This is a genomic window from Paenibacillus sp. G34 (assembly GCF_056856875.1).
In genome coordinates this window covers 2,775,855-2,801,368 of record NZ_CM166469.1, presented here as the reverse complement: position 1 = coordinate 2,801,368, position 25,514 = coordinate 2,775,855, and the positions used below count along the sequence as shown (strand labels likewise).

Sequence of the window (25,514 nt, the reverse complement as noted above, 5' to 3'; positions counted from 1 at the left end):
GAAATTTTACAGAGACAATTACAATACCTGTTCAAGCCAATCATTGGCCTTTGCACCGCTAATCTCGTGTCCACCTTCGAAATAATCTGCACCTAGTGCTTGCCCCGCACCAGCATGTTCATAAATCATTTTCAACCGTTCATGGGCCTCTCGCGCCGAATGAAGCGGAAAAACAAGATCCTCACTTCCTATCTCCAAAAAGAGAGGACGCGGAGCAATCAGACCGATGATGTCCGGAAGTTCTGCCTCCAGCAAAATGCCCGGGATATAATTGTCGAGACAATGATTACGGTCCAGAATGCTGCCATGAAACGTGCTTGCATAACCGCTGACCACGACAGCTTTACATCGCTTGTCCAGCGCTGCCGTAAAGGCAGTAACCAGTCCCCCACCGGAGATGCCCATGCTTCCAATCCGTTCTGAATCCACTTCTGACCGAGTCGATAAATAGTCTACTACACGCATTGTTTCATAAACCCGATGTCCTGCAAGCGTTTTACCCACCATAAGCAGATGTGCGGCGATCTTCGTACAGGAACTTGCCCCTGGCAGAGCATCTCGATCTTCATCCAGCCTTCTGTCCCCAAATCCAAGCAGTTCTGGAGCAGCTACAACATATCCACGCTTCACAAGTGCGACTGCAAAGTCTTTGTGTAATCCAGGCTCCCCTGCCCGTGGCGAACCATCCGGCTCCATTCCGCAAATCTCCCGGCTCCCATAGCCGTGTCCATGACAAGCAACAATAGCAGGCCTCTTCACATCGGTAGCGCTTACATTATCAGGGATTAAAAGATAAATGGGCATCCGTAATCCCTCATACGTTGTGATCTCAATCCGCTCCCGGATGTAGCCATCACATGGAACACGTTCCAGTACGACAGGGTTCAATGCAGCGGGCATCATTGGAAAATCGCCCAGCTTTTCTTGGATACGTGTAAGCAATTGATTTTGCCATAACTCCAAGGGTTGATCTGCATCAAACGCAGAACGACCTCGAAGTGTGGTTTGTTGCTGCAGATAAGCTTCGATTTCGGACATGTTTCAGTGTACCTCCTATAGGTGCTGGAATGATGCTAATGATGAATTGTAAAATTTGGTAACCCCTATCTATTATAGTACTAGAAGTAACATCGTCGCCACCTTTAGTTTACGGCATTAGACCACTTTTTCAACTTTAAAATATCCCATTATTAACTTTGAGAAAAGTATAGCCATCACGAAGATTCCCAAACTTAACCCAACATAACGAAAGTCCAGACCACTGAAATCCATCCGAAGGACGTTTACAGCTGGAAATGCCGCTACAATGCCAACCAGAATCAATATGCGATAAACCTTCAATATCAGTTCACTTCCATGTGTTGCCCATACGATAGCGTTCGCAAGATACAAAAAAGCAGCTATGCCGAGCAGTATCGTTAACGCAGAAGAAACCAGACTGACGGATCCTACCGAACGGAATCCGAGTACAGTGAAAATACACCAGATTAGTATCCCATTAATCATGGACATAACAACAACACGAATCAACGCGAACAACCAGACAGCAAGCATGATTTTCTCTGGTCTGGATACTACAGCAAGCATAAAACCCAAGTTTTTTTCGGCCTTTTCTTTAGTGAAGAACTGTAAAATATGGGGAATGCCTACGTATAAAGCAAACACAAGTGCAGACGACAGGAAACCAACAGTCATTAAGCTATTCGTAAACATCAATCGATGTTCACGTGTCTCATTTAACTTATGAAGTAGCGGAACCATGCCCTCTATAGATAAACCAAGATTCGCTTCCAGCTCCCCCAACTGACTGATTGTAAAAATAAAAAACATTCCCAGCATCAACACCTGCATGGTCAGTGATCTTTTCCAATGAAGAGTTTTCACATCTTTGCGTAATAACGGCAGCATTTACAGCCCACCTTTCTCTCAAATTGTTACTTAATCTCACTCTCGAATAGTGGCTTGTTTGATTTTTTTGTAGAAATCCTCCAGCGAGTTTTTTTCCTTGAAAAATTCCTCTACTTCAATGCCATGTTGTAATAAGAGTTGTAGAAGATGCTTGACAGAGCCTGATCCCGACATAAAAGATACAGACTGTTCATCCTGATTCATTACATAAATACCCTTTACATTATGAAGAATCTTTACCGCGTGTTGCGGGTTACTGCAAATAACGATGTAACGTTCGGTCACTTCTGTTATTGTCTGAATGCTCTGATCCGCCACGATTCTTCCTTGATGAATCATCACAACCTGATCAGCGATTTTCTCCAGATCAAATAGATCATGAGAACTAATGAGAATTGAAGTACCTTGATCCGAACAGATCGCACTTAGTTGGTCTCTCAAAAAAAATTTAGAATCCGGGTCCAGCCCGTTAAAGGGTTCATCCAGAATTAATAACTCTGGCTTGTGTAACAATTCACGTATAATCCTAAGCTTTTGCTTCATTCCTTTGGAAAAATGCCCTACCTTCAAGGAAGTCTTCAATTCAAACTGTTGCACAAGTCTGTTGTAGGGTTCTTCGATTCTCGCTCTGGGTATTCCACGGAGTCGTGCGAAAAACAGTACATTCTCCCAGGCTGACATCTCACCATACAATCCGCCCTCATCGAAAACAACTCCCAAACGGTTTCTGCTCCCCTGACTCATGTAATAGGCTTGCTCTCCAAACACCGCACATAGTCCCTGTGTAGGAGGATACAGACCTGTAATACAACGAATCATAGACGTTTTGCCCGCACCATTCTCCCCGATCAAAGCGGTGATTTGCGCCGGACGGACAACCATATTTACATTATGAAGTACAGGCTTACCCTGTAAGCTCAAGTTCAAACCATGTATTTCCGCCACTTGAGAGCTCATATTTTACCCCTCCTGAGTATTCCAACATGCATATGATAGGGTAATGCTATCTATTTTCATAGGATGAAAATCACTATTTTTTTCTAAATTAGTTAAATAAAAAAGGAATATTCCAAACCTAAATTCAGGTTTCAGAATACCCTTGATATAACTAGAGACGACTGAATTCTCCTGGCTACAAATCCCCTTCTTTATTTACCTACAATCAGCCAGGCAGCCACCAATTCCATCTTCCCATCAGTTTCATCAAGGAAGGCACAAGTACAAGGCGGATCACGGTAACATCAATAAATACCGCTGCTGTGATCCCAATGCCTAACTGTCTTACCCCTTCGACTTCAGCGAATGCAAAAGGAACCGTTACAGCCAGTAAAATGCCTGCTGCAGATGTAATTAAACGGCCTGTGGAAGCCAGTCCTTGTTGAACAGCCTTGTCGCTGTCCCCTGTTCGTCTGTACACTTCCTGGATCCGGCTAAGCATGAAAACGCCGTAATCCATTGATATGCCAAATACCAGTCCAGCAATGAAAACCGGGATCATAATCGCCACAGCTGACGGTTCCATACCCAGATGTCCTTCGTTAAACACCCATACCAGTATGCCAAAGGAAGCCGCCAGGCTTAGCAGGTTCATCAGAATCGCTTTCAAAGGGATGAGTAGGGAACGAAAAGCAGTGAGCAACACCAGATAATTGCTTACCACCACAAAAACCAGCACTTTGGGCAACTGCTGCACAATTTCATGCATGATTTCATCCTCATCAACCGCTTCGCCGCCATATTGAATCGGAATGCCCACTTTCCCGGCTGTTACATCATCTGCCCTTGTCTCCCAGAGCCATTCTTTCATCTCGTCTGAACCCGCTTCTCCGTATACCCCCACCGTTAACCGGATAAACGAATCCGATATGTTCTTTGAAGAATTGATGTTCACCACGTTTCTATCCTGTTGAAGCTTGGTCACTTTGTGGTTAGCCAACTCCCAATGTGACGCTGTTAATGGCACTCCCTTTTCCCCAATGATGATATCCACCCATGAAATATGCTCCTGTCCAAAGTTATGCTCGATCTGCTCCAAAGCTTGACGTGACTCCATTCGTGCAGGTAGCGAAGAAGCATCAGGAACGGACAAATCCATTCGTGTAACGGGAAACACACACCATAACAGAAGTGTTGTACCTGCGAGTCCCATCCATACAGGACGCTTCATGACCGTCGCTGACCAGCGATGCCAGAAGTTGGTTTCAACATTCTTATCCTCTGTTCGCTGGTCTGAAATACGGGATGTAGACAATAAACGTGCAAATACTCGGTTCGCATTTAGGGAGAGAATGGCAGGCAACAAAGTGATATTCAACAGCAACGAGAGTACCAGCACGATTATAGCCCCGAGCGATACACTGAGGAACATAGGCAGCCTGATCCAGAGCAGCCCCAGCAACCCCAGGAACACACATGCCGCTGAGAACAGCACCGCTCTTCCCGCTGTGCGCAATGTCTGCCGCAATAGCTCATACTGCATTTTACGCTGAACCACGTTGTTGCTACGCTCGAAGTTGAGCCTGCCTGTATTTACGTAACTCCGCTGTAGTTCTTCCCTGTACCTGCTCAAAATAATAAGTGCAAAATCAATGCTAAGCGCCATTCCAACCATTGGAATCACGTTAATAATAAAATTGGACAGCTCCAGATAGTAACCAAGTAGAGACGTTATTCCCATCGCTGTAATGACTGCACTGACACCCATCATGACGGCAATACATGCTGCGTAGAGCCCCCTGAATGCAAAACAAAGCACGCATAGTGCAATCGGTAACCCCACAAGCTCGGCTCGTTCCAAATCCTGAAAGCTCAATCGATTAACATCCTGTTGCACAACTGATTTTCCTGTCAATTGTACCGTTCCGGGCAGTTCAGCTTGCTTGTCCACTTCGAGGAGCTCGCGTAATTGAACTAATGGCAGTCTCATATGATGAGGTGCAATATCCATATTAATCAGTGCATAAGCCTGATCTTCACGTATCATTTTTCCTTGTGTATTTGCATCGAGAGGAGAGATAATTGAAGATATGGCTGGCATGGTACGGACTGCTGCAAGCTGTTTCTGAATCCATGTCCTAAAGGCCGTGATAGAAGTATCGGGATGTTTATTAAAAAGCAACACCACCGGATCAGGCTTAGAGCCAAATTCCTGTTCCAATATTTGTTCCACGGCTTGAGCCTGTCCATGGACCAGCTTCAATCCATGATCCTGAACCAGATCAGGCAACTTCCACGCCCAAGCGGCTGACATCCCGATGATAAACACCCAGCAGATTATAATAAATCGCGGATATCGGCTGATGAGGGAAGCTAGGCTTCGATAAATCATACCCAAGCTCCTCTGCATATAGAATTTAATCTTTCTTATGGATAATCAACACGATGAGATAAAATTTATGTAGTACAAGTCTATTCGTGACCAGACATAATTATGTTTGTAATGAAACAAAGACAAACAACCTCATGCATGAGATGCATGGGGCTGTTCGTCCTTACTGTTTCATTTCACATCCAATTATTCGGGCCGAATGACGGTGAATCGATCACCCAGTTTGGCATAATCGTTACCCGCTAAACGGCTGACCGGTTTTAACTGATCCATCAAGATATACCCTTTGTCTGAAAGATAAACCTGCTCGCTAAAATGATATTGGACAATCCGAACCAGAAGCAGATCACTTACAGGCAAGCCTGCATCATTGGAGATCGGAATATGCTGGTACAGCTTGCACTCCATCCGAATCAGTGCTTCCTGAATTCCGGGTACAGCGACCATGGAACTGGGTATAGTTGTCAGACGAGTTCTTTCCAATTCGCTTTCATGTGGCTCCAATAAAGCCGCCGTTTCATTCACGTCTTCAATGATATTCTCGTCACACATGTGCACAACGAGTTCTTTATGGGCGAGAACATTACGTGCCGTATCCTTCATGGTCCCATTTTTGCGTCCAACCGAGATGGATAACAGTGGCGGATCAGAGCTCACGATATTGAAAAAGCTAAATGGCGCTGCATTAATAATTCCATCATGATCTGAGAGTGTAGTCACAAAGGCAATCGGACGTGGCACAATCGAACCGCTCATTAATTTATAGTTATCTTTGGCCGTAAGTTCTTCCGGATTTAATGAATACATATGTAGCTCCCCTTTCCTGCTGGCATGGGGCATGAGGTTTATCCTCATTCCCTTTACTGGCTTCATCGTTATTATATATGCATGTCATCCATTAAAACAAAAAATAATTAGACGAACATGTCAAAACTCAATCTTGTTCCATTTTTCATTTCCACTGCATACTTACTGCAGAAGGACATATTTCAACAAAATCACACATGGGCGAAAGCCGTCATATGCTGTTTTCAGAATAGATGACAGGAAGGATGTTTCTGAAAATGAATGAGATTTTTTCGCCTTTTGCAGGTTACGGAGATGGTCGTTATACAGGTTATGGAGATGGTGCATATACAGGTTATGAAAATCGTTCGATTCAATTCCCTCCGATCTTCCCGGGTGGAGGCGGTCTACCGGGAGGGCAGACTCCGCCCGGCTTCTCTGGAAGCCCAGGCACGTATCCTCCATTTATTCCTGGTGGTGGGACTCCTGCGGGCCCATTTTTCCCTGGAGGTATACCAGGCCCAGGCCCAAGCCCGGGGCCAACTCCAGGTGTACCTGCACAGCTAGCACAAGGGAATCTGCCTTCCTTGCTTAGTGCTTATCCTCGTCCAGTCGGTCAGCCGCCTGCCGAGATGTTATTTTTGTATAACCTTATCAAAAGCAGTCCTGGTCTGCTGCCACTGTTCCTGCAGCAGCAACCGCAAAGCCTCACACAAGCCGTTCAATTTGCCCAAACAGGTGCGGCCGCGCCACGTGATCAAGAGCAGCGTGTACTCCCTAACTTCTGTTATAACCGTTGGTCCCTCGTATTTACGTATAATGATGTGTATCTGATGTGGCCTGCCATTAACCTCTTTGGCTTTGTCGTTGGCTACTTCTATCCATTCCAGACACCAGGAATTCTGCTCAACACCCAGATTTTATTTGCCCTCTGCTAGAGACGCCACCTCACTTTTTCAGGGTTTCTGTCCTGATAAACAAAATACTGCCCGCACTTGGAAACTATGCTTCCGTGCGGGCAGTTCGTGGTTATAACAAATAAAGACTATACAGATGTATAGCTGCTCTGTTTCGATTTGTTTCTGTTAATCAGGACGAAATACAGAAGTAAAGCCCCTAAATCAGCACAGGCGATCACAATACCCATTGGCACAGCTGTCTCTTCTCCCCCAAGACCAACAAGCGGAGCTACGAGTCCTCCGAACAAAAAGGTCATGACTCCAATTAATGCCGATGCACTTCCAGCGGACTTCGCCTGATCGGCCATAGCCAGCGCAAACGAAGCCGTATTAATCAACCCCACACTGGAGACGACCAAGAATAATGGAATTAACACGGTAATTAGTCCGCCTCCAGCCAGAATCGCAATAAGCAAGGATGTCCCTCCCACAGCTGCCGTAAGCAACCCAGCAATTAACAGCCGTGTCTCCGATACTTTGCCAGCAAGTCTGCCTGCAATCTGACTAGCGAGAATTATGCCCAGACCATTAATAGCAAAACATATACTGAACATTTGAGGTGACACCCCATATATTTTCTGAAGCACAAATGGTGATCCCGATATGTAAGCGAACATGCCTGCCATTGCGAAACCTTGTGTTAGAGCATATCCCATAAAACGGCGATTCCTGGCGATTCTGCCAAACGTGAGCAACGTCTGCCTAAGCCCTCCGCTTGATCTTTTTTGCGCAGGAAGTGTCTCCCCTAGGCCAAAAATGACCGCAAGCAGCGCTAGTACACCGATCAGACTGAGCAAAATGAATACGCCCCGCCACGAGGTATACGTTAGTATTTGTCCGCCTATTATTGGTGCTGCGATGGGAGCGACTCCGTTAACAAGCATCAACAGAGAGAAGAAACGAGTCAGTTCAGGACCTTCGTATACGTCCCTGACTACTGCACGTGAGATGACAATGCCCGCCGCTCCAGCCAATCCCTGAATGAATCGTAACGCAACAAAGGAACCCATCGTTGGGCTAACAAGGCATAATACGGATGCAATCGTATAGAGTACAAGTCCGACAATCAGCGGTATTCTGCGACCTCGCACGTCACTTAATGGTCCGGCAAGCAACTGTCCCAGCGCAAGCCCAACCATACATGCCGTCAGACTAAGTTGAGCATACGACGTGGACGAACCGAATTCTTCCGCCAGCGTTGGCAGGGCTGGCAGATACATATCCAGAGACAGCGGTCCGAAGGCGGATAGCGTCCCAAGGATTAGCGCCATTCTCACTCGCGGCGTAGCAGGGATGTGTAATGACGCGGGTTTACTTTTCATCCAAAACATTTCCTTTGCCTTCAGATTGTGCTCTAGTGCCCATTCTTAGTCCTCTCCGCCTCCAAGCAATCTTAGCAAGTTATTCGGCAAGGTAAACTGCTGGTTATTAATAATAATGCGGCGTAGCTCCTCTTCATCCCGCTCATTCTCGGCGTCCTTGATCTCCTGAATCTCGCGGTGCAACCGTTCCATCTGATGATCCAGTGCATTGGCAGAGTCTGCTGCATTTTTTAGTTCTCTCGTTAGATGCTCAGGAACGTCTTTGTTGTACTTATAAAAGATTTTATGTTCCAGACTCGCCCAGAAATCCATCGCAATCGTACGAATCTGAATTTCCACACAGGCACGTTCCTCGCCATTGGACATGTATACCGGCACTTCAACAAGCAGATGCAAACTTTGATACCCGTTCGGTTTCGGATTTTGGATATAATCCTTCACTTCCAGCACACGCAAGTCACTTTGGTTGCACAGCATGTCCTTAATTCGATAAATATCAGAAATAAACGAACATGTAATACGCACACCGGCTATATCTTTAATATTCTCCTTGATGCTTTCAAACGTGAGCTCATGGTTTTTACGGAACATTTTATTCATAATGCTCTCGGGAGACTTCAATCTCGACTTGGTATGCTCAATCGGACTATAGTCATGAAGCGACTGGAACTCTTCTTTTAGCACTTCAATTTTGGTTTCCATCTGGTCCAGCGCAAATTTATAGATCATCATAAATCGTGTAATTTCATATTTGAATTTCTTGAACTGGTCAATCGGATGCGGAGCATTCATCATCAGTTTCTTCCTTTCTTTTGACACCTCTATGATTTGATAACCAACATGTATACGTTCATGCGAACGCTGGTCTTATGACATGTCTTCTATATCATTATAAAACATCTGAAATGAATAAACGAATTTTAGAGATGTACGGGTGCCGCTTTGGTTGAGATTTCGTTTTGATGAAGGCGGTACAATAGCTGTATACTGGAGAAGTTATGTTTGCTTGAAAGGACGGGAAATAATGAATCACAATCACCTCCAGAAATACGCTATGTTGCTGCTCTGCATGTCAGCCGGCATGGTCGATGTCATCGGATATCTAGGACTTGGGCATGTTCTCACAGCGAATATGACAGGAAACATCGTGCTGCTAGGCATCGCAATTGCCCGTGCTCAGGAATTTGTCGTACTGCGTGCTTTGCTCGCTCTGATCGGGTTTATTGCAGGGAATGCAATCGCGGCACATATGCTTGGAAAGGTCAAAACCAAAAATGGCTGGTCCCCGCGGGTTACTGCCGTATTCTCCGTTGAAAGCATACTACTTCTGCTGTTTGCAATCCTGATGATCAGTCCCTTTTCCGAGCAATTATCCTATTTGTTAATTGTACTGCTTGCGGTCGCGATGGGGATGCAAACAACGGCTGCCCGTAGAATTGGTATTGCGGGAATCTCTACAACGGTGCTCACCAATAATCTGGCAGCCGTAATTGAAGATGCTGTAAGCATCCTTCATCGGTTAAAACATGCCAATATCCGCTCCTTGGTCAAAGCGCTGTCCACTGACGCCTACCTGCGAGCAGGTGCCGTTGTGATCTATCTCGGCGGGGTCATCTTCGCAGCATTGCTTTTCCATCATGTGCCCCTAATAGCGGTCTGGGTTCCCGTACTGATCATTGCTGGCGTAACGCTCCAGGCAAGATTCGCGGATTGGGGCAAAGAGTTAGAGCTACAAAGTAATACAGAGTGAGAGAAAATCTTGCGATTATGTGCTACTGAAACACATTCATAAAACTGAATGATTTGTTGAAGAGTGCATTGCAAGTGCTTCTTGCCTGATCCATTGAACCAATTGTTTTGCCGCTGGCGACAACTGTTCTCCTGCCCGAGTACAGATAGCGATCGTATTCTGTAACTGTACGTTTTGTACATATACACGGGCAAGTTTGCCTTGATTAACGTCCTCTCTTACAACAAGGGATGAGATGAAATTAGCACCATATCCTGCCTTTACTGCGCTAATCGTTTCGTTCAATCCGTTGAACTGAAGTGTTATGCGTGGAGAGGGCAGGTTATTGGTCGTACACAAGGCAGCCAGTCGTTCTCGTGTTGCACTACCTCTCTCACGCATAATGAATGGCTCAGCTATCATCTCGTGCAGTGCAATGTTTTGACCTGCATACGGATGATCTGGATGCACCACAAACCACATTTCATCCTCGAATAACTTATCCCAATGCACGCCCGGATGACTGACTCCACTTCCTCCGTATATCGCAATCTCGGCTTCATAACGCAGTAACTGGTCAAAAGCCATCTGTGTGTTGCTTGTGCTTACGACAAGCTCAACATCCTCATGTGTCTGCTTGAACGTGGCAATCCAACGCGGCAGCAAAAAATTGGCCGGCAAGTATGTCGCCGTCAGACGAATCAGTCCTTTTTTCCCCTCCCTCATGTCCTCTACAAATTGTTCCACTTCCTGTTCCAGCATGAACAAACGCTCGGCATATTCCATTAAATGTTTCCCTGCATCTGTGAGTACAAGCTTTCGTCCTTCGGAACCAAACAGTCCTATGCCTAGTTCACGCTCAAACCGTTTGACCTGAGAAGATACCGCAGGTTGACTGATATTCAATTCTTCCGCAGCCCGGGTAACTCCGCCGTACTTCACAATGGCGTGAAACAGTCGTAATCCATGCAAGTTCATACATCTTCTCCTCCTCGTTGCTTTTTGACGTACTGATCCAACATTGTATCCATCATAATACATAACTTAATTATATATTAACATACAAAATATATATTTTATTTATATGTAAATCACCACTATAGTTGAATTATAAGAAATACGAATTCAGCTAAACAGAAAGGAAGATGTGTAATGAGTAAGTATGATTTGAATAATAGCCAGGTTAACCAGCCCGCCCGTTGGAATGAGGTCGATCACTATTTGAACAGCCTTCTTCTTCCAAACGACAAAGACTTGCAAGCTGCACTTGAAGCCAATGCAGAAGCAGGGCTACCGTCACATGATGTCACACCGAATCAGGGAAAGTTCCTTCAGCTATTGCTGAAAATACAGGGGGCCTCGCGCGTACTGGAGATTGGAACTCTAGGTGCTTACAGCACCATCTGGATGGCCAGAGCTCTGCCAGATCATGGACGAATTGTTTCGCTGGAGTCAGAACCTAAACATGCGGCAATTGCACAAGCCAATCTGAACCGAGCCGGACTAATGCACAAAGTAGATCTTCGAGTAGGCCCGGCACTAACCTCTCTTCCAGATATTAAGGAAGAGTACAAAGAACCCTTTGATCTGATTTTCATCGATGCTGATAAACCGAGTAATCTGGATTACCTGAGATGGGCTTTACGTCTGACACGACCAGGAAGCTTGATCATCGGAGATAATATTATCAGGGATGGGGAAGTCATTCACTCGGACAGCGAAGACCCAAGAGTTCAAGGAGTTCGAACCTTTCTCGAATGCATCGGAGAACACCCTCATCTTGAAGCCACAGCCCTGCAAACCGTAGGTAGTAAAGGATACGATGGATTTGTGATTGCTCGTGTCACAGATTCCCCTGTAACAAAATAAACAGTGGTCAATTCTTCCGAAAATCTGCCTTTCCTGTTACACTGGAAACACTGCACAGGCAGACTGGAGGGAATCACTTGAGAGCTTTACGACAGATTCATGTTGAAATTGGCGGGTGGTCTCGCAATATTCAACTTTTCTTTCTGGCAAGTCTGCTTTATCAGATCGGGAACGGCATGTTCTCGGTTCTTTATAACCTTTACATTCAGGGCTTAGGTTACGATGACACCATGAATGGTCAAATTGTAAGTATCCAATCTCTTGCTACAGCAATGATGTTCATTCCTATTGGATTTAGCGGTGACAAGTTCAGCCGCAAAAAACTGTTGATTATCGGTGCGCTATTCAGCGGTGCTTTTTTAATCGGACGATCCTTCGATTATGCCGCGAGCGGGTTGATCTGGTTTGCTGTATTTTCCGGCCTGTTCGCTGGAGTTTTCCAGGTACTCGCCATTCCCTATCTCGCAGAGAACGTCAAAAAAAGCCAGCGCCTCAAAATGTTCAGTTATTATTCCTCTTTGGTGCTGGCTTCTCAGGTTCTTGGCAGTCTGGGCGGCGGCGTGCTTGCAGATGTGCTTCATTCTGCCGGAATGGCCAAAGTTACCGGATTGCAGACGGTACTATTTATGGGTGGGGCTGCGACACTAGCCGCATTTATTCCGTTGCTTTTTGTAACCGAGAATCAGGAGTCTCCGGCAGATATAAATACGAAACAGCTTCAGCCTGGACAACAACCTGTTAAGGGAGATGAGGCAGAGCACACTCGTGCTGCAAGTACACCATCGTCCGTAGATGATGACACCCTTATTAAAAAAAGAGATACCAAGCTGATTGGTCAGTTTATTGTGACACAGTTGCTCATCGGACTAGGATCGGGGCTCGTTGTGCCTTATCTGAATTTGTATTTTACGAATCGCTTCGCCGTTTCGTTAAGCGGCATGAGTATCCTGATTGCACTCGGTCAGATTATGACCATTGTATCCATGCTCATCGGCCCAACGTTAGCTGCCAAAGTTGGCAGTGTACGGGCTGTAGTTATTTTTCAAGTATTATCACTGCCGTTTCTGTTATTCACTGGTTTTACAAATCTGCTTTTCATTGCATCTGTCAGCTTTCTGTTCAGACAAGCTCTGATGAATGCTGCTAATCCGATTCATTCTGCGATATTAGTAGATCGGATCTCGGACAGACGCCGCGGCATTGCTAATTCCATGATGCAAACCTCATTTATGATTGGCTGGGCCACGATGGGACCAGTACAGTCATATCTGGTTACTACCTATGGAACCTATTGGGGATATGCGATTACGTTTAGCATTACGGGCTGTCTCTACGTCATATCTTCCCTGATGTACTTCTTTATGTTCAGAGAACCCAAGCCCTCTGCTGCTGTCCTTGCAGACAGAACTGAATCATAAACAACATAAAAAGAGTATCCTCATGCCGTAGCATTCAGTGGATACTCCCTTTTTTGGTTATTCCCATCGGCTATCTACCAATATTTTGGATTATAAACGAGAACGACAATGCCCAGAGTCACTACCGCTGCCAACACGACAAACGTGTAATATCTAGGTTTATGTTCCGGACTTGGTGCCTGTTCATCATAATGATCGGAGTTGCGACGATAAGACCCCATCCACAGATCGCTCATCATATGGCCAACAACTTTCACTAAACGTTTTATCCAATCCATAAATAAACCTCCTCTCATAACCGATATTATTCCATATTAAGTATAATTAACCTTATGAGATCAGACAAGTCTGTTCACCTTTGGCCTGGTGCTGTCTGCCACTCCAACTGTGTCAAACGTTCAAATGCCTCCGGATCAGTGCGACCGCACATCTCTTCCTCAGCCTGCAATCCGCTGCATACTGCTGGGCGGTTGTCTTGCCCAAATATGCCGCAACGATTGTCTTCCGTCAGTTGTATGCAACGCACTCCCGCAGGTTTGCCTTCAGGCATGCCAGGAATCGGTGATGATATGGATATGACAATACAACATGCGGCACATCCAGTCCTGCATTCCACGATGTTTCCTCCTCTGTCTAAATACGGTTATTTTGAACGATTCACCCACGTCCAGGTTCTTGCCAATCCCTGAGCAATTCTGCGGTTCATGGCCTCACTGGTAAAGTACCCTCCGTGACTCAGTGGATTCCAACTTGTAGCTGGTCCACCGACATGCACCTCAATATCTTCCTTCACAGCAGCCGCATAGGCCGGGTCAATGGGGCGTAGTGGATATCCCAAAATATCATTGCTTTCAAAAAAATTAACCCACTCCCCTTCGAGCTTTGGAAAGTGATATGAGGCCTGCGGCGCAGGTACCTGAATGGGACGGCTAAAGTTGTCATAGCGTAAGCTCCACAGAGGCAACGTTGTACCAAAGGAGTAAAAATTGGTCAGCGTATCTCCTCGCTCCAGAGCTGAGTTCACATCCACAATTTCGGGTATTCGGCTGGAAGACGGGTACTGCAGATCATAGAAAAAGTTGCTTGCAATGACAGCTCCGAGACTATGAGCGACGACACAGAGCGGTGCTTCTGGCCCATTGCGCTGTGCAAGAACATGCATTGCCCGGTTCAGCGTTCGATGTACGGCATCATAATGATGTCCTTGGTTCTCTACGGGTTGGTAAGCCACCGCATCAGCGAGATAATGTATGACAAAACGGCGTAATCCCTGATAATTTAATCCTGGTGACCGAACCAACTGCTGAAACAAAGCCTCTTCCCGCTCCTCGAACACGTCCGCCCAGAAGACAGGTTCTATATCCAGCATCTGTTTCGCGGCGCCTGGCAGCACCATGACACGTTCCATTTCTTTGCTGAGACAAGCGATCAGCTTGTCTGCATAATCTTCCTTTTGCATACCCAGTCCATGAATGACCATCACCGCTACCCGAGTCATGGCTTTCCTCCTTATCATTTGACTAGGAACACGCTTTACACACCCACTGTATGAACTGCTTTATCTCCATATGACTGAGTTTAACGTTATACACCAGACGCGCCCACATCGACTAATTATAGAAAATTGTAATTACTTGATGACATAACTATTTTATCATGATACCTATGAAAAATAACACCTGTAAACGTCAAAAGAAGCTGCATATTCACAGCTTCTTTTGACTACAAAAACGGATACGGACTTATCCTTTCAGATGAATCTTCAGAACTCCACTCTGACTGGAAGTCACATCTCCCGTCACCGTTTCAACCCGTTCAACCATATCCTGGCCATCCGGAATAATGACAGGCGTGATGAGCGGATAACCCGCATCTTCAATTACTTTCCGGTCAAATTCAAGTAGCTTCTGTCCGGCTCTCACACGATCACCAGTATCTACATACATAGAGAAACCTTCACCTTTAAGGGATACCGTATTAATACCGACATGAATTAACACTTGCAGTCCGCTCTCATGTTCCAATATAACGGCATGTTTACTCTTAATGACATGTGCCACTTTTGCGTCAAATGGGGCAACCACTTGATTCCCCGAAGGTTCGATTGCGATGCCTTCACCCATTTGTTTCTCGGCAAACGCCGGGTCAGGAACTTGCTCCAGCGGTACCGCTTTACCCGTCAATGGCGCCATAACTTCGAGTGTTTTTGCAGATGCATTTCCAGACTTCGCTGTACTGCGATTACGCTCAGCCATATCTGTTCCTGCTGCTGTCTCAGCAGATGTGATACCCGAAGCGGACTCTCCATTCGCCATGAGTCGGTCTTCTTTTCTCAACTTCGCCCGTCCAAACACAACGGTCAACAGGAACGGCACCACCAGAACGATGGCCATACCGATAAAGAAGACACCCCATTTATCCGGGAAAATGGACAGGAACCCAGGCACACCGCCTACACCGATGGACGTGGCCTGAACATTATTCATCGTAAGCAGTACACCACCAATGGCGGAACCGACCATACCGAAGATAAACGGATAACGGTAACGAATATTCACACCGAAGATAGCTGGCTCGGTCACTCCGAGGAAAGCCGATACGGATGAGGTCGCCGCAAGCCCTCTCATTTTCTTCTCCCGTAACACCAGCATCATCGCAAGTGCCGCCGAACCCTGCGCAATATTGGACAAAGCCAGCATCGGCCACAGGAAGGTACCACCTTGACTACCAATCAACTGCACGTCAACGGCCAGGAAGGTATGGTGCATACCGGTAATAACAAGTAATGCATACAGTCCACCATAGATCAAACCACCCAGCGCTGCATACGAATCATAGACGTAAATCAAACCGGATGTGATGGCGTTTGCAATTGCAAACGTAACCGGTCCGATAATCGTAAATGCCAGGAATCCGGTAACCAGCAATGTCACAGGGGCTACCACCAGCAGTTTGATGGAATCATGCACCCTTTTATTCAGGAGAATTTCCATCTTGGCAAGCAGATATGCCGAGACCAATACAGGCAGAACCTGACCCTGATAACCGATCTTTTCAATCTCCCAGCCAAACAGATTCCAGGTCGGAACCGTGCCTTTGTTTACCGCGTCAGCGTAACCATATGCACTCAGCAGATCGGGATGTACCAGAATCAGACCCAGCACAATCCCGAGCAGCGGACTGCCGCCGAATCGGGTCACCGCAGACCAACCGATCAAAGCAGGCAGGAATGTAAACGCAGTGCTTGCTATGGTGTTAATGATGGAGGCAAGATCTTTCCATGCCGGATACACATCCACTAATGATTTTCCATCAAAGAAGATACCAGGACCTGTCAAAATGTTGTTAATCCCGAGCAGTAGACCCGCTGTAATAATCGCTGGCAAGATCGGAATGAAAATGTCCGAGAGCGTTTTGATGGCACGCTGCAACGGATTTTGCTTTTTGCCTGCGGTTGCCTTCACATCATCTTTGGAAGACCGTTCGCCTCCGGTAATCTGAATCATCTCTTCATAGACTTTATCCACTAGCCCTGGACCGATGACGACCTGGAATTGACCTTGGGAAGAGAACTGCCCTTTGACCAGATCATTCTGATCGAGAAGCTCTGTATCCACTTTGTCCTCATCATATAAAGCAAACCGTAGCCGTGTCACACAGTGTGTCGCCGCTTCAATATTGTCTTTGCCGCCGACGGCCCGGACGATCTCTTCGACCTGTTTTTTATCGATTGCCATAGTGTCACTTCCTATTTATAAAATGGACTTCATTCTGTTACTGCTGGATTAACCACATATAAGAAGCATACGGACTGAGCGTGATTTGCTGCTTCAGCTCAGGTTTTGCATCGGTATTACTGACAAGTAGTTCAGGTGATTTACCTGCAATATGATGGTTCCAGACCTCTTCAGGAACTTGAAATGCGGTATCCTGTTTGCGGAAGTTCGACACCACGATTAATGTCTCATTCCCGTTGGTGCGTGCATATGCAAATACTTCAGGGTGGGCATCATCCAACCGTTCGTACAAACCGTCAGTCAGCACAGCCACCTCTTTGCGCAGCGCAATCAATCTCCGGTAATGATGATAAATAGAATCCGGGTTGGCCATCTGCTCTTCCACATGAATGGACGGATATCTCTCATCCACCTTGAGCCAAGGTGTTCCGGTTGTAAATCCAGCATTAGCCGTACTATTCCACTGCATCGGTGTTCGGGAATTATCCCGGGAACGCTCCTTCACAATCCGGAAAGCTTCTGCGGCCGTTTTGCCCCGCTCTTCCTGCAACAAACGATACATATTCGTTGACTCAATGTCGCGGAACTCGCTAATGTCATTCCAAACGGGATTAGGCATACCAATCTCTTCGCCCTGATAGACATAAGGCGTGCCTTGTAATCCATGTAAAGTCGTTGCCAGCATTTTGGCACTCTCCGCACGGTAATCTCCATCATCTGCGAAGCGGGATAACGCACGTGGCTGATCATGGTTGTTCAGGAAAAGTGCATTCCAGCCACCACCAGCCTGCATTCCGGTCTGCCACTCACTGAACAATTGCTTCAAGGATTCAAAGTCGTATGGCATGAGCTCCCATTTCTGTCCGTCCGGATAATCCACCTTCAAGTGATGGAAGTTAAAGGTCATCGAGAATTCTCTGGAAGCCGGATTGGAATAACGAATACAGTGCTCAAGCGTAGTCGAGGACATCTCCCCTACCGTCACCATGTTATAGGGTCCAAATACCTCATCATACATTTCCGTAATATATTCGTGCACGCGCGGCCCATCCGTATAATACTTGCGTCCATCGCCCGGTGACACGCTACCATCGTCGTCCGGGAAACGCTGGTCTTTGGAAATGAGGTTAATGACGTCCATTCGGAAACCATCGACTCCTTTTTCCGCCCAGAACTTGATCATGTCTCGGACAGCCTTGCGTACTTCTTCATTCTCCCAGTTCAGGTCTGCCTGTGTTTGATCAAACAACGTTAGAAAATATTGTCCAGTCTGCTCATCATACTGCCAGGCTGGCCCACCAAATTTAGATTGCCAGTTGTTAGGTACACCGCCGCCCGGCGCGGGGTCTCTCCAGATGTAATAATCACGATATGGATTATCCTTGGATGAGCGAGACTGCTTGAACCATTTATGATCGGTAGAGGAATGATTCACTACGATATCTATCATCAGCTTCATATCACGCTTTTTCAATTCGGCTAACAGTTCATCAAAATCTTCCATTGTACCGTAGTCTGGATTAATTCGATAATAGTCCGCTACGTCATACCCGTTATCCCGCTGCGGGGACACGTACACTGGCTGTAGCCAAACAATATCGATTCCCAAATGCTGCAAATAATCCAGTTTCTCGGTCAAGCCTCGAATGTCACCTGTGCCCGATCCCGTTGTATCGTTGAAGCTCTTCGGATACACCTGATACACCGTAGATTTTTTCCACCACGATGACGGTTCCTTGTTCTTCAAACTCATGTTAACGCCTCCAATATATTGTATTGCCCTTACCAACCCCGCCTGTAACTTCATCATCTATATTACATAAGTAAACATGTATATACAAGTTGAAACGGAAATTTGCTTTTATGTACCTCTTCTACAACTTCCCCATTAATGCTTGCTCTGTAACAACTATTTTTGAACTCACGTTTCGTAAATGCCCTGATACATGTATCCGTGTGGAAAATTTGGACACGAAAAAAGACGAAACGGATTACTTCCGCTTCGCCTTTTTTCTTATTTTATAGCTTTTGTAGCTGTATGTTTTATATATTTAACTACTGTCCATGAATCAACTCATGAACTGGCAACTCATTAGAAGAACAACATTTACAGGGAAATAGAATCCCCAGGTGCCATTACACGTCCTTCTAATCCTTTGGAAGCGAGTTGTTGCACAAAACGCTCTGCATCCTGACGAATTGCAGGGAAAGTATCATAGTGAACAGGAATTGTGAGTTTGGCGTTAAACCATTCCGCAGCTTGCAATGCATCTTCAGGCCCCATTGTATAATGTCCGCCAATCGGCAGGAATGCAACATCGATATCATGACGATCGCCAATCATCTTCATATCACCAAACAGACTTGTGTCGCCAGCATGCAATACTGTTTTCCCACCAATATCAATAATAAAGCCGGCAGGCAAACCTGCATACATAATGCGTTGTTCCTCTTCCAGTACAATACCGGACGTATGGAACGCCTGAATCATTTTCGCCTTGGCAAATTCCAGATCCACCGTACCGCCCATATTCATGCCAATGGTATCCAGTCCTTTCCACGACATGTATGTAGCCAATTCCACGATCGCGACAACTTTGGCATCATTTGCTTTGGCGATCGGCTCAGCATCGAGAATGTGATCCATGTGAGCATGCGTTAACAGGATTACGTCCGTCTTGATGTCCTCCGGCTTCGTAACCGCAAGCTCATTGCCTCGCAAAAATGGATCGATCATGAGTGATTTATTTTCTGTGCCCAGTTGTACACTGGAGTGTCCGTGGTACGTAATATTCAACAATTCAGATTCCTCCTGACATTAATATAAGTTGTCCTCTCCGTTGCTGTGTGAACAAAAAACTCAACTTATATTTTTAGATTATTATAATTCAGAACGCTCTGCGAGCGCAAAACTGTCATCCTTGTTACGCTGGTCAACTAGCAATACATAATAATCACTTCCATTACGCCGCTAGCGCGTTGCTTATTCGCGGCTCTTACGCTTTTTGCAATATACCCTGGCTTCATACGGTTGCAATAAAATCGCTCCTTCATCCGTAGAATAACGCCTGCTCACATTGCCAATCATTAATTTGACGTCATCTGCATTCCAGCCTTCTGGCCATACCATCTCCGGCTCGTTTGCACTGAAATTCATCAGAATCAACCATTGCTCATCATCCAGTGTACGAGTATAAGCATAAATATTCGGGTCATCCGGCAAAAGCAATTCATATGCGCCATAGATCAACACATGGTTTTGCTTACGCAAGCTAATTAATTGACGGTAATAATGCAGAATGGAATGTGGATCCGTCTCCGCATCCGCCACATTGATGTCCTTATAATTTCCGTTCACTTCGATCCAAGGTTCACCTGTAGTAAAACCTGCATTCTTCGACTCATCCCATTGCATCGGTGTGCGTGCATTATCCCGGCTTTTCAGCCAGATCGCCTCCATCACCTCATGCTTGGATTTTCCTTGCCCGATATAATGATTGTAATAATTTTTAGTTTCAATATCCCGATATTGCTCAATGTTGGGGAATGCCACGTTGGTCATGCCAATCTCTTCCCCCTGATAGATGTAGGGCGTTCCTTCCAGCGTTAACATCCAAGTCGCCAGCATCTGCGCAGAGCGCACGCGGTACTTGCCGTCATCACCAAAACGTGAAACCGGTCGCGGCTGATCATGGTTGCCCATATAATTGGCGTTCCAGCCCCGGCCGTGCAGCACTGTCTGCCAGCGGCTCATAATTTCTTTTAGTTCCTTCAGCTTCCACGGTTTATAATTCCATTTGCCTATACCGGAAGACTCAGCATCAACAAACATATGCTCAAACTGAAACACCATGTTTAATTCATCCCGATCCGTACCCACATAAGCTAAAGCCTGTTCCGGCCCAAGCCCCGAAGTTTCTCCCACCGTCATCGGCCCATATGGTTTCAATATCATATGATTCAACTTGCGGAGGATGGAATGCACCTGCTCCAGATTGGAAAACAGCTCATATGCCTGCACCACAGGCAGATTATTCGGGTTATGCGCATTGGGCAATCCATCAGCTTTGGCGATATGGGCTACTGCGTCAAAGCGGAAGCCATCCACCCCTTTTTCCAGCCACCAATGCACCATTTCATACATTTCCTCCGCCATCTCCGGATTGTTCCAGTTCAGATCGGGCTGATGCTCCGAGTACAGATGCATATAATATTCATTCGTTTCCGGATCATGCTTCCACACCGAACCTCCAAAATAGGACTCCCAGTTGTTCGGCACCTGCCCGTTTTTACCGGAACGCCAGATGTAATAGTCACGCCTTGCATTGGTTTTGGAAGAACGGGATTCCGCAAACCAGGCATGTTCATCCGAAGTATGATTCAACACAAGATCCATCATGACCTTGAGTCCACGTTTATGCGCTTCTGCAAGCAGTCGATCGAAATCCTCCATCGTCCCGTATTTTCGTAAAATCGCATAGTAATCACGGATATCATATCCGTTATCATGACCTGGTGAATCATAGATAGGACACAGCCAGATGACATCTACACCGAGCTTTTGCAAGTAATCAAGCTTCTCATAAACTCCCTGCAAATCGCCATACCCGTCTCCGTCGCTGTCCTTGAAGCTACTCGGATATATCTGATATACCACACTTTCTTTCCACCAAACGATAACACCCACCTCGCTTCCCTCTCTTATAAAGCACTTCACCCGTTAATATGTTTTATCCGAAAAGAAACCCTTATAAACACCCGAGCCTTGAGTTTTATGCAAAAAGACAAAAAGACTCGAAACCTCAATCGCACCATGCGATCAGCTTCGAGTCTTTCTTGACCTTGTTTTCCCGCCAAACGCGCGGTAAGGTCTATTTTAGCGGGATATAGATCTTCATGTCCAGCCGCTCGGGCGTTGACTTCCATACATCAGTCACTTCAAAGTCCGGTCCCTCCCGCCGTTCGTACTTGGATGCAGCTAACCAGCTTCCGTAGATCATTTTGCGCACATCCTGCTCTGAGCCTTCGGTTGTAAACTCGGCATACAGCCCGCCTGGAATCTCCAGACAGGTATATCCGGGTTCCAGGGAATCCTCACTCCCTGCACTTTCCTCCCCTATAATAAATGAAAATGCTCCATCCTCCTGAAATTGAGCTGCAACGCCGTACGCCATATCGGGGCGAATCCGGTCTGGAATGTTCATGAACTTCTGCTGGCTTCCGAAATCATGATAGAAACCAGGAATTTCTGCGTAATGCTGCTCATTGTTCAGATTCGTTGGATATTCGTAACCTATGATGCAGATCGGCTCCAGCGTCACCAGACGCGGCGGATTCATGTGGAAATCTGTACCGAGTTTTGAACGATATTCATTAAAATCAATCCTCTGCTGCATCTGCTTCTCCGTCAAATGCTCCTGCTCCTCCTGCTTGCGATACCGGGCCGGTGTAATTCCATAGTGAGCATCGAAGGCTCGGGTGAAGGCTTCCTGTGATTGATAACCATAACTGAGCGCAATCTCCAACACACCCTGAGCCGTATTCCGCAAGGTTGCTGCCGACTCCGTTAGTCTTCGTCTGCGCACGTACTCCAGAACGGTAAAACCTGTAATAGCCTGGAACAAGCGTTGGAAATGAAATGCTGAAAAACTTGCGGCAGCCGACGCCTCCCTAATATTGAAAGGCTCCTGCAAATGCTGCTCCAGATGCTCGATGGCGAGCTGAATTCGTGAGTAATGATCCATATATACGTCTCCTATTCATTTGCGTGATATGTACTCTACTTTGTCTTACCTTACTGGTCTGTTTCTTCACTTAGTATGACTGAAATACTCAGACATTTTTTGATCCTGAATGCGAACGTAAATAACAAAAATCTCTTGTTCATGTCTGCAGCCCTGCAGCAAACTTCGCCACGGCAGACGCAGACATCAAACAAGAGAAAATGAACTTCCGTTTGTAAAGCTAATTTAAATGCTAAGTTATCTATTCTTTTTTTTACATACACGCCTTCTGTAGGCTAACCATTCCAGTGTCCTGACACGGGATGAATTCCCCAAATATCCGTTGCGTACTCACTTATTGTACGGTCACTGGAGAAGATGCCCGAATGCGCTGTGTTAAGTACCGCCTTGCGAGTCCAGCCGGAAACATCACGATACGCTTGATTAATCGCCGTATGAGCATCCGCATACGCCGCAAAATCACGTAATACAAAATATTCATCCCCATGCGCAAGCAACGAGTCATAAATATCCCAGAACTCTCCATCCCGATCACAGAATGCCCCCGGATGTACTAGTTGCTCCACGACTTCGCGGATACGTTCATCCTGATCCACGATTTCGTTCGGACGGTAATTGCCATTCCGATAATATTCCATCACCTCATCCGCGCGAAGTCCATAGATGAACATGTTTTCTTCACCGACCTGCTCTGCCATCTCTACGTTTGCCCCGTCCATCGTACCGATCGTCAGTGCGCCATTCATCATAAATTTCATATTGCCTGTGCCGGAAGCTTCTTTTCCCGCTGTTGAGATTTGTTCACTCACATCTGCTGCTGGGATGATTTTCTCGGCAAGCGAAACAGAATAGTTCTCCAGGAAAAAGACTTTCAATCGATCGTTTACCGCTGTATCTCGATTCACGGTGTCTGACACTGTATTAATCAGTTTGATGATCTTCTTGGCAAAATAATAACTCGGCGCTGCCTTCGCCCCAAAGATAAACGTGCGCGGTACCATATCAAACGAAGCATCGCTTTTCAATCTATTATACAGATGCATGACGTGCAGAATGTTCAACAGTTGTCTTTTGTACCCGTGTAATCTCTTGACCTGTACGTCAAATACAGAATCCGGGTCAACGGGTACCCCCGTGTGATCTAGGATGTAAGACGCCAGACGATTTTTGTTATCTCGTTTGATCGCACGAAACTGTTCCTGAAAAGCGGACTGATCCGCATAATCAGCCAGTTGTTCGAGTTTGCCAGGTTCCGTGATCCATTCATTGCCGATCGTCTCTGTAATGAGATTCGACAGCTTCGGATTGGCATGCATTAACCAGCGGCGGTGTGTAATGCCATTGGTTTTATTGTTAAATCGCTCCGGATACAAGGCGTAAAACGGTGCCATCTCCCGTTCTTTCAAAATCTCGGTATGCAGTGCAGCGACACCATTGACACTATGACTGCCTACGATGGCAAGGTGTGCCATGCGAACCTGGTCATTCGCGATAATCGCCATATGTTCGATGCGATCGGAATCACCGGGATAACGATCCAGCAGCAAACCGCAGAAGCGTTTATTGATCTCTTCAATAATCATATAAATGCGTGGCAGCAACTTGCTAAGCATAGCCACCGGCCACTTTTCCAGGGCCTCGCTCAGTGTGGTGTGATTCGTATAAGATACGGTGCGTGTAGTAATGTCCCACGCTTCGTCCCATCCATAGCCCTGATCATCCATCAGAATCCGCATTAGTTCGGGAATCACCAGTGTCGGATGGGTGTCATTGATATGAAACGCCACTTTATCCGGCAGACGGTCATAAGAGAGCCCCAGTTTACTGAATGTACGCAATGCACTCTGCACACCTGCGGAACACATAAAGTATTGTTGCTTCAAACGCAGCAATTTGCCCTCGTATTGGGAATCATCCGGGTAAAGGAATTCGGAGATCGACTCCACGGAACGGCTGTAGTCCAGGTATCCGTAATAGTTCGAAGGGGTGTCCACTGACGTTTCCCGTTTCGGCTCGGCACTCCATAACCGTAATGTGTTGACATGTGGCTGACCATAACCGATAACAGGTACATCATACGGAACAGCAACAACCGATTCAGCGTCCTTCGTCACAAAATGGTAATGTCCATCCTGCTCGTAAGCCTCAACGCGGCCCCAGAACTGAACTTCAACCTTTTTGTCTGGACGCCGCACTTCCCATTCATTACCCTTATCCAGCCAATTGTCAGGCAACTCGACCTGATTGCCATTGATAATTTTTTGCTCGAACAAACCGTATTTATAACGGATACCACATCCATGTCCCGCATAGCCGAGTGAGGCCAAAGAGTCTAGAAAACAGGCAGCTAGTCTTCCCAGTCCTCCATTGCCTAACCCCGCATCCGCCTCCTGTTCCTCAATACACTCTAGCGAAAATCCAAGTTCTGCTAGACTGTCGCGAACCAGTTCCAGTTCATTTACGTTCAGCAGATTGTTGCCGAGCAGACGTCCAATCAGAAACTCCAGCGAGAAGTAATACACCTGTTTATCCTGACGCTGCTTGAATCCCTGATTCGAAGCTGCCCAGTCCTGACCCACATATTCACGGATCATACTGCCGAGCACGTGGTACACGTCTTCCTTTGTCGCTTCTTCAATTGGTTTGCCCAGTTTGCTGACGAGATTCCGTTGAAAGATCGATTTAAACGTTTCTTTGTTGTCAAACAAAAGTAG

General features: G+C 46.3%; 21 protein-coding genes. 4 read left to right on the top strand and 17 right to left on the bottom strand.

Annotation, left to right across the window (positions count from 1 at the left end):
• Positions 1-18: 18 nt before the first annotated feature.
• The 5 genes from AC1VYS_RS12910 to AC1VYS_RS12890 form a co-directional block, all read right to left on the bottom strand.
• A complete protein-coding gene (locus AC1VYS_RS12910; protein ID WP_482914574.1) occupies positions 19-1,038 on the bottom strand; it encodes a dienelactone hydrolase family protein in 1,020 nt (339 codons plus the stop codon).
• A 117-nt stretch (positions 1,039-1,155) separates the two neighbouring features.
• A complete protein-coding gene (locus AC1VYS_RS12905) occupies positions 1,156-1,908 on the bottom strand; it encodes a hypothetical protein (RefSeq protein ID WP_145330245.1) in 753 nt (250 codons plus the stop codon).
• A 36-nt stretch (positions 1,909-1,944) separates the two neighbouring features.
• Entirely contained in the window at positions 1,945-2,865 is a 921-nt protein-coding gene (locus AC1VYS_RS12900) for an ABC transporter ATP-binding protein (protein WP_482914573.1), read from the bottom strand.
• Between the two features lie 205 nt (positions 2,866-3,070).
• Positions 3,071-5,236: an MMPL family transporter gene (locus AC1VYS_RS12895; RefSeq protein WP_482914572.1), complete on the bottom strand. Its 2,166-nt coding sequence runs from the start codon at positions 5,234-5,236 to the stop codon at positions 3,071-3,073.
• Positions 5,237-5,422: 186 nt separating this feature from the next.
• Complete coding sequence (locus AC1VYS_RS12890) at positions 5,423-6,043, bottom strand: flavin reductase family protein (protein ID WP_482914571.1); 621 nt, start codon at positions 6,041-6,043, stop codon at positions 5,423-5,425.
• A gap of 257 nt (positions 6,044-6,300) precedes the next feature.
• Between AC1VYS_RS12890 and AC1VYS_RS12885 the strand changes: the two genes are divergently transcribed.
• Entirely contained in the window at positions 6,301-6,960 is a 660-nt protein-coding gene (locus AC1VYS_RS12885) for a hypothetical protein (RefSeq protein WP_482914570.1), read from the top strand.
• A gap of 107 nt (positions 6,961-7,067) precedes the next feature.
• Here AC1VYS_RS12885 and AC1VYS_RS12880 read toward each other — a convergent pair whose 3' ends face one another.
• Together AC1VYS_RS12880 and AC1VYS_RS12875 are read right to left on the bottom strand one after the other, a co-directional pair.
• Positions 7,068-8,303: a multidrug effflux MFS transporter gene (locus AC1VYS_RS12880; protein WP_482914569.1), complete on the bottom strand. Its 1,236-nt coding sequence runs from the start codon at positions 8,301-8,303 to the stop codon at positions 7,068-7,070.
• 45 nt (positions 8,304-8,348) lie between these two features.
• The gene (locus AC1VYS_RS12875) at positions 8,349-9,095 is read right to left on the bottom strand and encodes a GTP pyrophosphokinase (protein ID WP_123063813.1); all 747 of its coding nucleotides are present in this window, start codon (positions 9,093-9,095) and stop codon (positions 8,349-8,351) included.
• A gap of 232 nt (positions 9,096-9,327) precedes the next feature.
• Between AC1VYS_RS12875 and AC1VYS_RS12870 the strand changes: the two genes are divergently transcribed.
• On the top strand, positions 9,328-10,053 hold the full coding sequence (locus AC1VYS_RS12870; protein ID WP_482914568.1) for a YoaK family protein: 726 nt from the start codon (positions 9,328-9,330) through the stop codon (positions 10,051-10,053).
• A 36-nt stretch (positions 10,054-10,089) separates the two neighbouring features.
• On the opposite strand, the gene AC1VYS_RS12865 is transcribed toward AC1VYS_RS12870, so the two are convergent.
• Positions 10,090-11,010 (bottom strand): LysR family transcriptional regulator, encoded by a 921-nt coding sequence (locus AC1VYS_RS12865; RefSeq protein WP_482914567.1) that lies wholly within the window; start codon positions 11,008-11,010, stop codon positions 10,090-10,092.
• Positions 11,011-11,184: 174 nt separating this feature from the next.
• On the opposite strand from AC1VYS_RS12865, the gene AC1VYS_RS12860 reads away from it, so the two are divergent.
• Positions 11,185-11,901, top strand: a complete 717-nt coding sequence (locus AC1VYS_RS12860; protein ID WP_482914566.1) for an O-methyltransferase — start codon at positions 11,185-11,187, stop codon at positions 11,899-11,901.
• Positions 11,902-11,978: 77 nt separating this feature from the next.
• Positions 11,979-13,319, top strand: coding sequence for an MFS transporter (locus tag AC1VYS_RS12855; protein ID WP_482914565.1), 1,341 nt, complete (start codon positions 11,979-11,981; stop codon positions 13,317-13,319).
• Between the two features lie 74 nt (positions 13,320-13,393).
• Here the strand turns inward: AC1VYS_RS12855 and AC1VYS_RS12850 are convergent, their stop codons facing one another.
• From AC1VYS_RS12850 to AC1VYS_RS12810, 9 genes are all read right to left on the bottom strand, one after another.
• Positions 13,394-13,597, bottom strand: a complete 204-nt coding sequence (locus AC1VYS_RS12850) for a hypothetical protein (protein ID WP_482914564.1) — start codon at positions 13,595-13,597, stop codon at positions 13,394-13,396.
• Between the two features lie 74 nt (positions 13,598-13,671).
• Complete coding sequence (locus AC1VYS_RS12845; RefSeq protein WP_482914563.1) at positions 13,672-13,935, bottom strand: YkgJ family cysteine cluster protein; 264 nt, start codon at positions 13,933-13,935, stop codon at positions 13,672-13,674.
• Positions 13,936-13,962: 27 nt separating this feature from the next.
• Positions 13,963-14,817 carry a chemotaxis protein gene (locus AC1VYS_RS12840; RefSeq protein ID WP_482914562.1) on the bottom strand — a complete coding sequence of 285 codons (855 nt, stop codon included), beginning with the start codon at positions 14,815-14,817 and terminating at the stop codon, positions 13,963-13,965.
• Between the two features lie 244 nt (positions 14,818-15,061).
• Positions 15,062-17,056, bottom strand: coding sequence for a PTS system trehalose-specific EIIBC component (treP, locus tag AC1VYS_RS12835; RefSeq protein WP_482914561.1), 1,995 nt, complete (start codon positions 17,054-17,056; stop codon positions 15,062-15,064).
• 37 nt (positions 17,057-17,093) lie between these two features.
• Positions 17,094-18,809, bottom strand: coding sequence for an alpha,alpha-phosphotrehalase (gene treC, locus AC1VYS_RS12830; protein WP_482914560.1), 1,716 nt, complete (start codon positions 18,807-18,809; stop codon positions 17,094-17,096).
• 354 nt (positions 18,810-19,163) lie between these two features.
• Positions 19,164-19,856, bottom strand: coding sequence for a metal-dependent hydrolase (locus tag AC1VYS_RS12825; protein WP_482914559.1), 693 nt, complete (start codon positions 19,854-19,856; stop codon positions 19,164-19,166).
• Between the two features lie 183 nt (positions 19,857-20,039).
• Positions 20,040-21,743 carry a glycoside hydrolase family 13 protein gene (locus tag AC1VYS_RS12820; protein ID WP_482914558.1) on the bottom strand — a complete coding sequence of 568 codons (1,704 nt, stop codon included), beginning with the start codon at positions 21,741-21,743 and terminating at the stop codon, positions 20,040-20,042.
• Positions 21,744-21,927: 184 nt separating this feature from the next.
• The gene (locus AC1VYS_RS12815; protein ID WP_482914557.1) at positions 21,928-22,800 is read right to left on the bottom strand and encodes an effector binding domain-containing protein; all 873 of its coding nucleotides are present in this window, start codon (positions 22,798-22,800) and stop codon (positions 21,928-21,930) included.
• Positions 22,801-23,075: 275 nt separating this feature from the next.
• A complete protein-coding gene (locus AC1VYS_RS12810) occupies positions 23,076-25,508 on the bottom strand; it encodes a glycogen/starch/alpha-glucan phosphorylase (protein WP_482914556.1) in 2,433 nt (810 codons plus the stop codon).
• Between the last annotated feature and the right edge of the window lie 6 nt (positions 25,509-25,514).

Coding starts and splice junctions, on each gene's coding strand:
- AC1VYS_RS12910 (WP_482914574.1), bottom strand. CDS start 1,038: ATGTCCGAAATCGAAGCTTATCTGCAGCAACAAACCACACTTCGAGGT.
- AC1VYS_RS12905 (WP_145330245.1), bottom strand. CDS start 1,908: ATGCTGCCGTTATTACGCAAAGATGTGAAAACTCTTCATTGGAAAAGA.
- AC1VYS_RS12900 (WP_482914573.1), bottom strand. CDS start 2,865: ATGAGCTCTCAAGTGGCGGAAATACATGGTTTGAACTTGAGCTTACAG.
- AC1VYS_RS12895 (WP_482914572.1), bottom strand. CDS start 5,236: ATGATTTATCGAAGCCTAGCTTCCCTCATCAGCCGATATCCGCGATTT.
- AC1VYS_RS12890 (WP_482914571.1), bottom strand. CDS start 6,043: ATGTATTCATTAAATCCGGAAGAACTTACGGCCAAAGATAACTATAAA.
- AC1VYS_RS12885 (WP_482914570.1), top strand. CDS start 6,301: ATGAATGAGATTTTTTCGCCTTTTGCAGGTTACGGAGATGGTCGTTAT.
- AC1VYS_RS12880 (WP_482914569.1), bottom strand. CDS start 8,303: ATGAAAAGTAAACCCGCGTCATTACACATCCCTGCTACGCCGCGAGTG.
- AC1VYS_RS12875 (WP_123063813.1), bottom strand. CDS start 9,095: ATGAATGCTCCGCATCCGATTGACCAGTTCAAGAAATTCAAATATGAA.
- AC1VYS_RS12870 (WP_482914568.1), top strand. CDS start 9,328: ATGAATCACAATCACCTCCAGAAATACGCTATGTTGCTGCTCTGCATG.
- AC1VYS_RS12865 (WP_482914567.1), bottom strand. CDS start 11,010: ATGAACTTGCATGGATTACGACTGTTTCACGCCATTGTGAAGTACGGC.
- AC1VYS_RS12860 (WP_482914566.1), top strand. CDS start 11,185: ATGAGTAAGTATGATTTGAATAATAGCCAGGTTAACCAGCCCGCCCGT.
- AC1VYS_RS12850 (WP_482914564.1), bottom strand. CDS start 13,597: ATGGATTGGATAAAACGTTTAGTGAAAGTTGTTGGCCATATGATGAGC.
- AC1VYS_RS12840 (WP_482914562.1), bottom strand. CDS start 14,817: ATGACTCGGGTAGCGGTGATGGTCATTCATGGACTGGGTATGCAAAAG.
- treP (WP_482914561.1), bottom strand. CDS start 17,056: ATGGCAATCGATAAAAAACAGGTCGAAGAGATCGTCCGGGCCGTCGGC.
- treC (WP_482914560.1), bottom strand. CDS start 18,809: ATGAGTTTGAAGAACAAGGAACCGTCATCGTGGTGGAAAAAATCTACG.
- AC1VYS_RS12815 (WP_482914557.1), bottom strand. CDS start 22,800: ATGGATCATTACTCACGAATTCAGCTCGCCATCGAGCATCTGGAGCAG.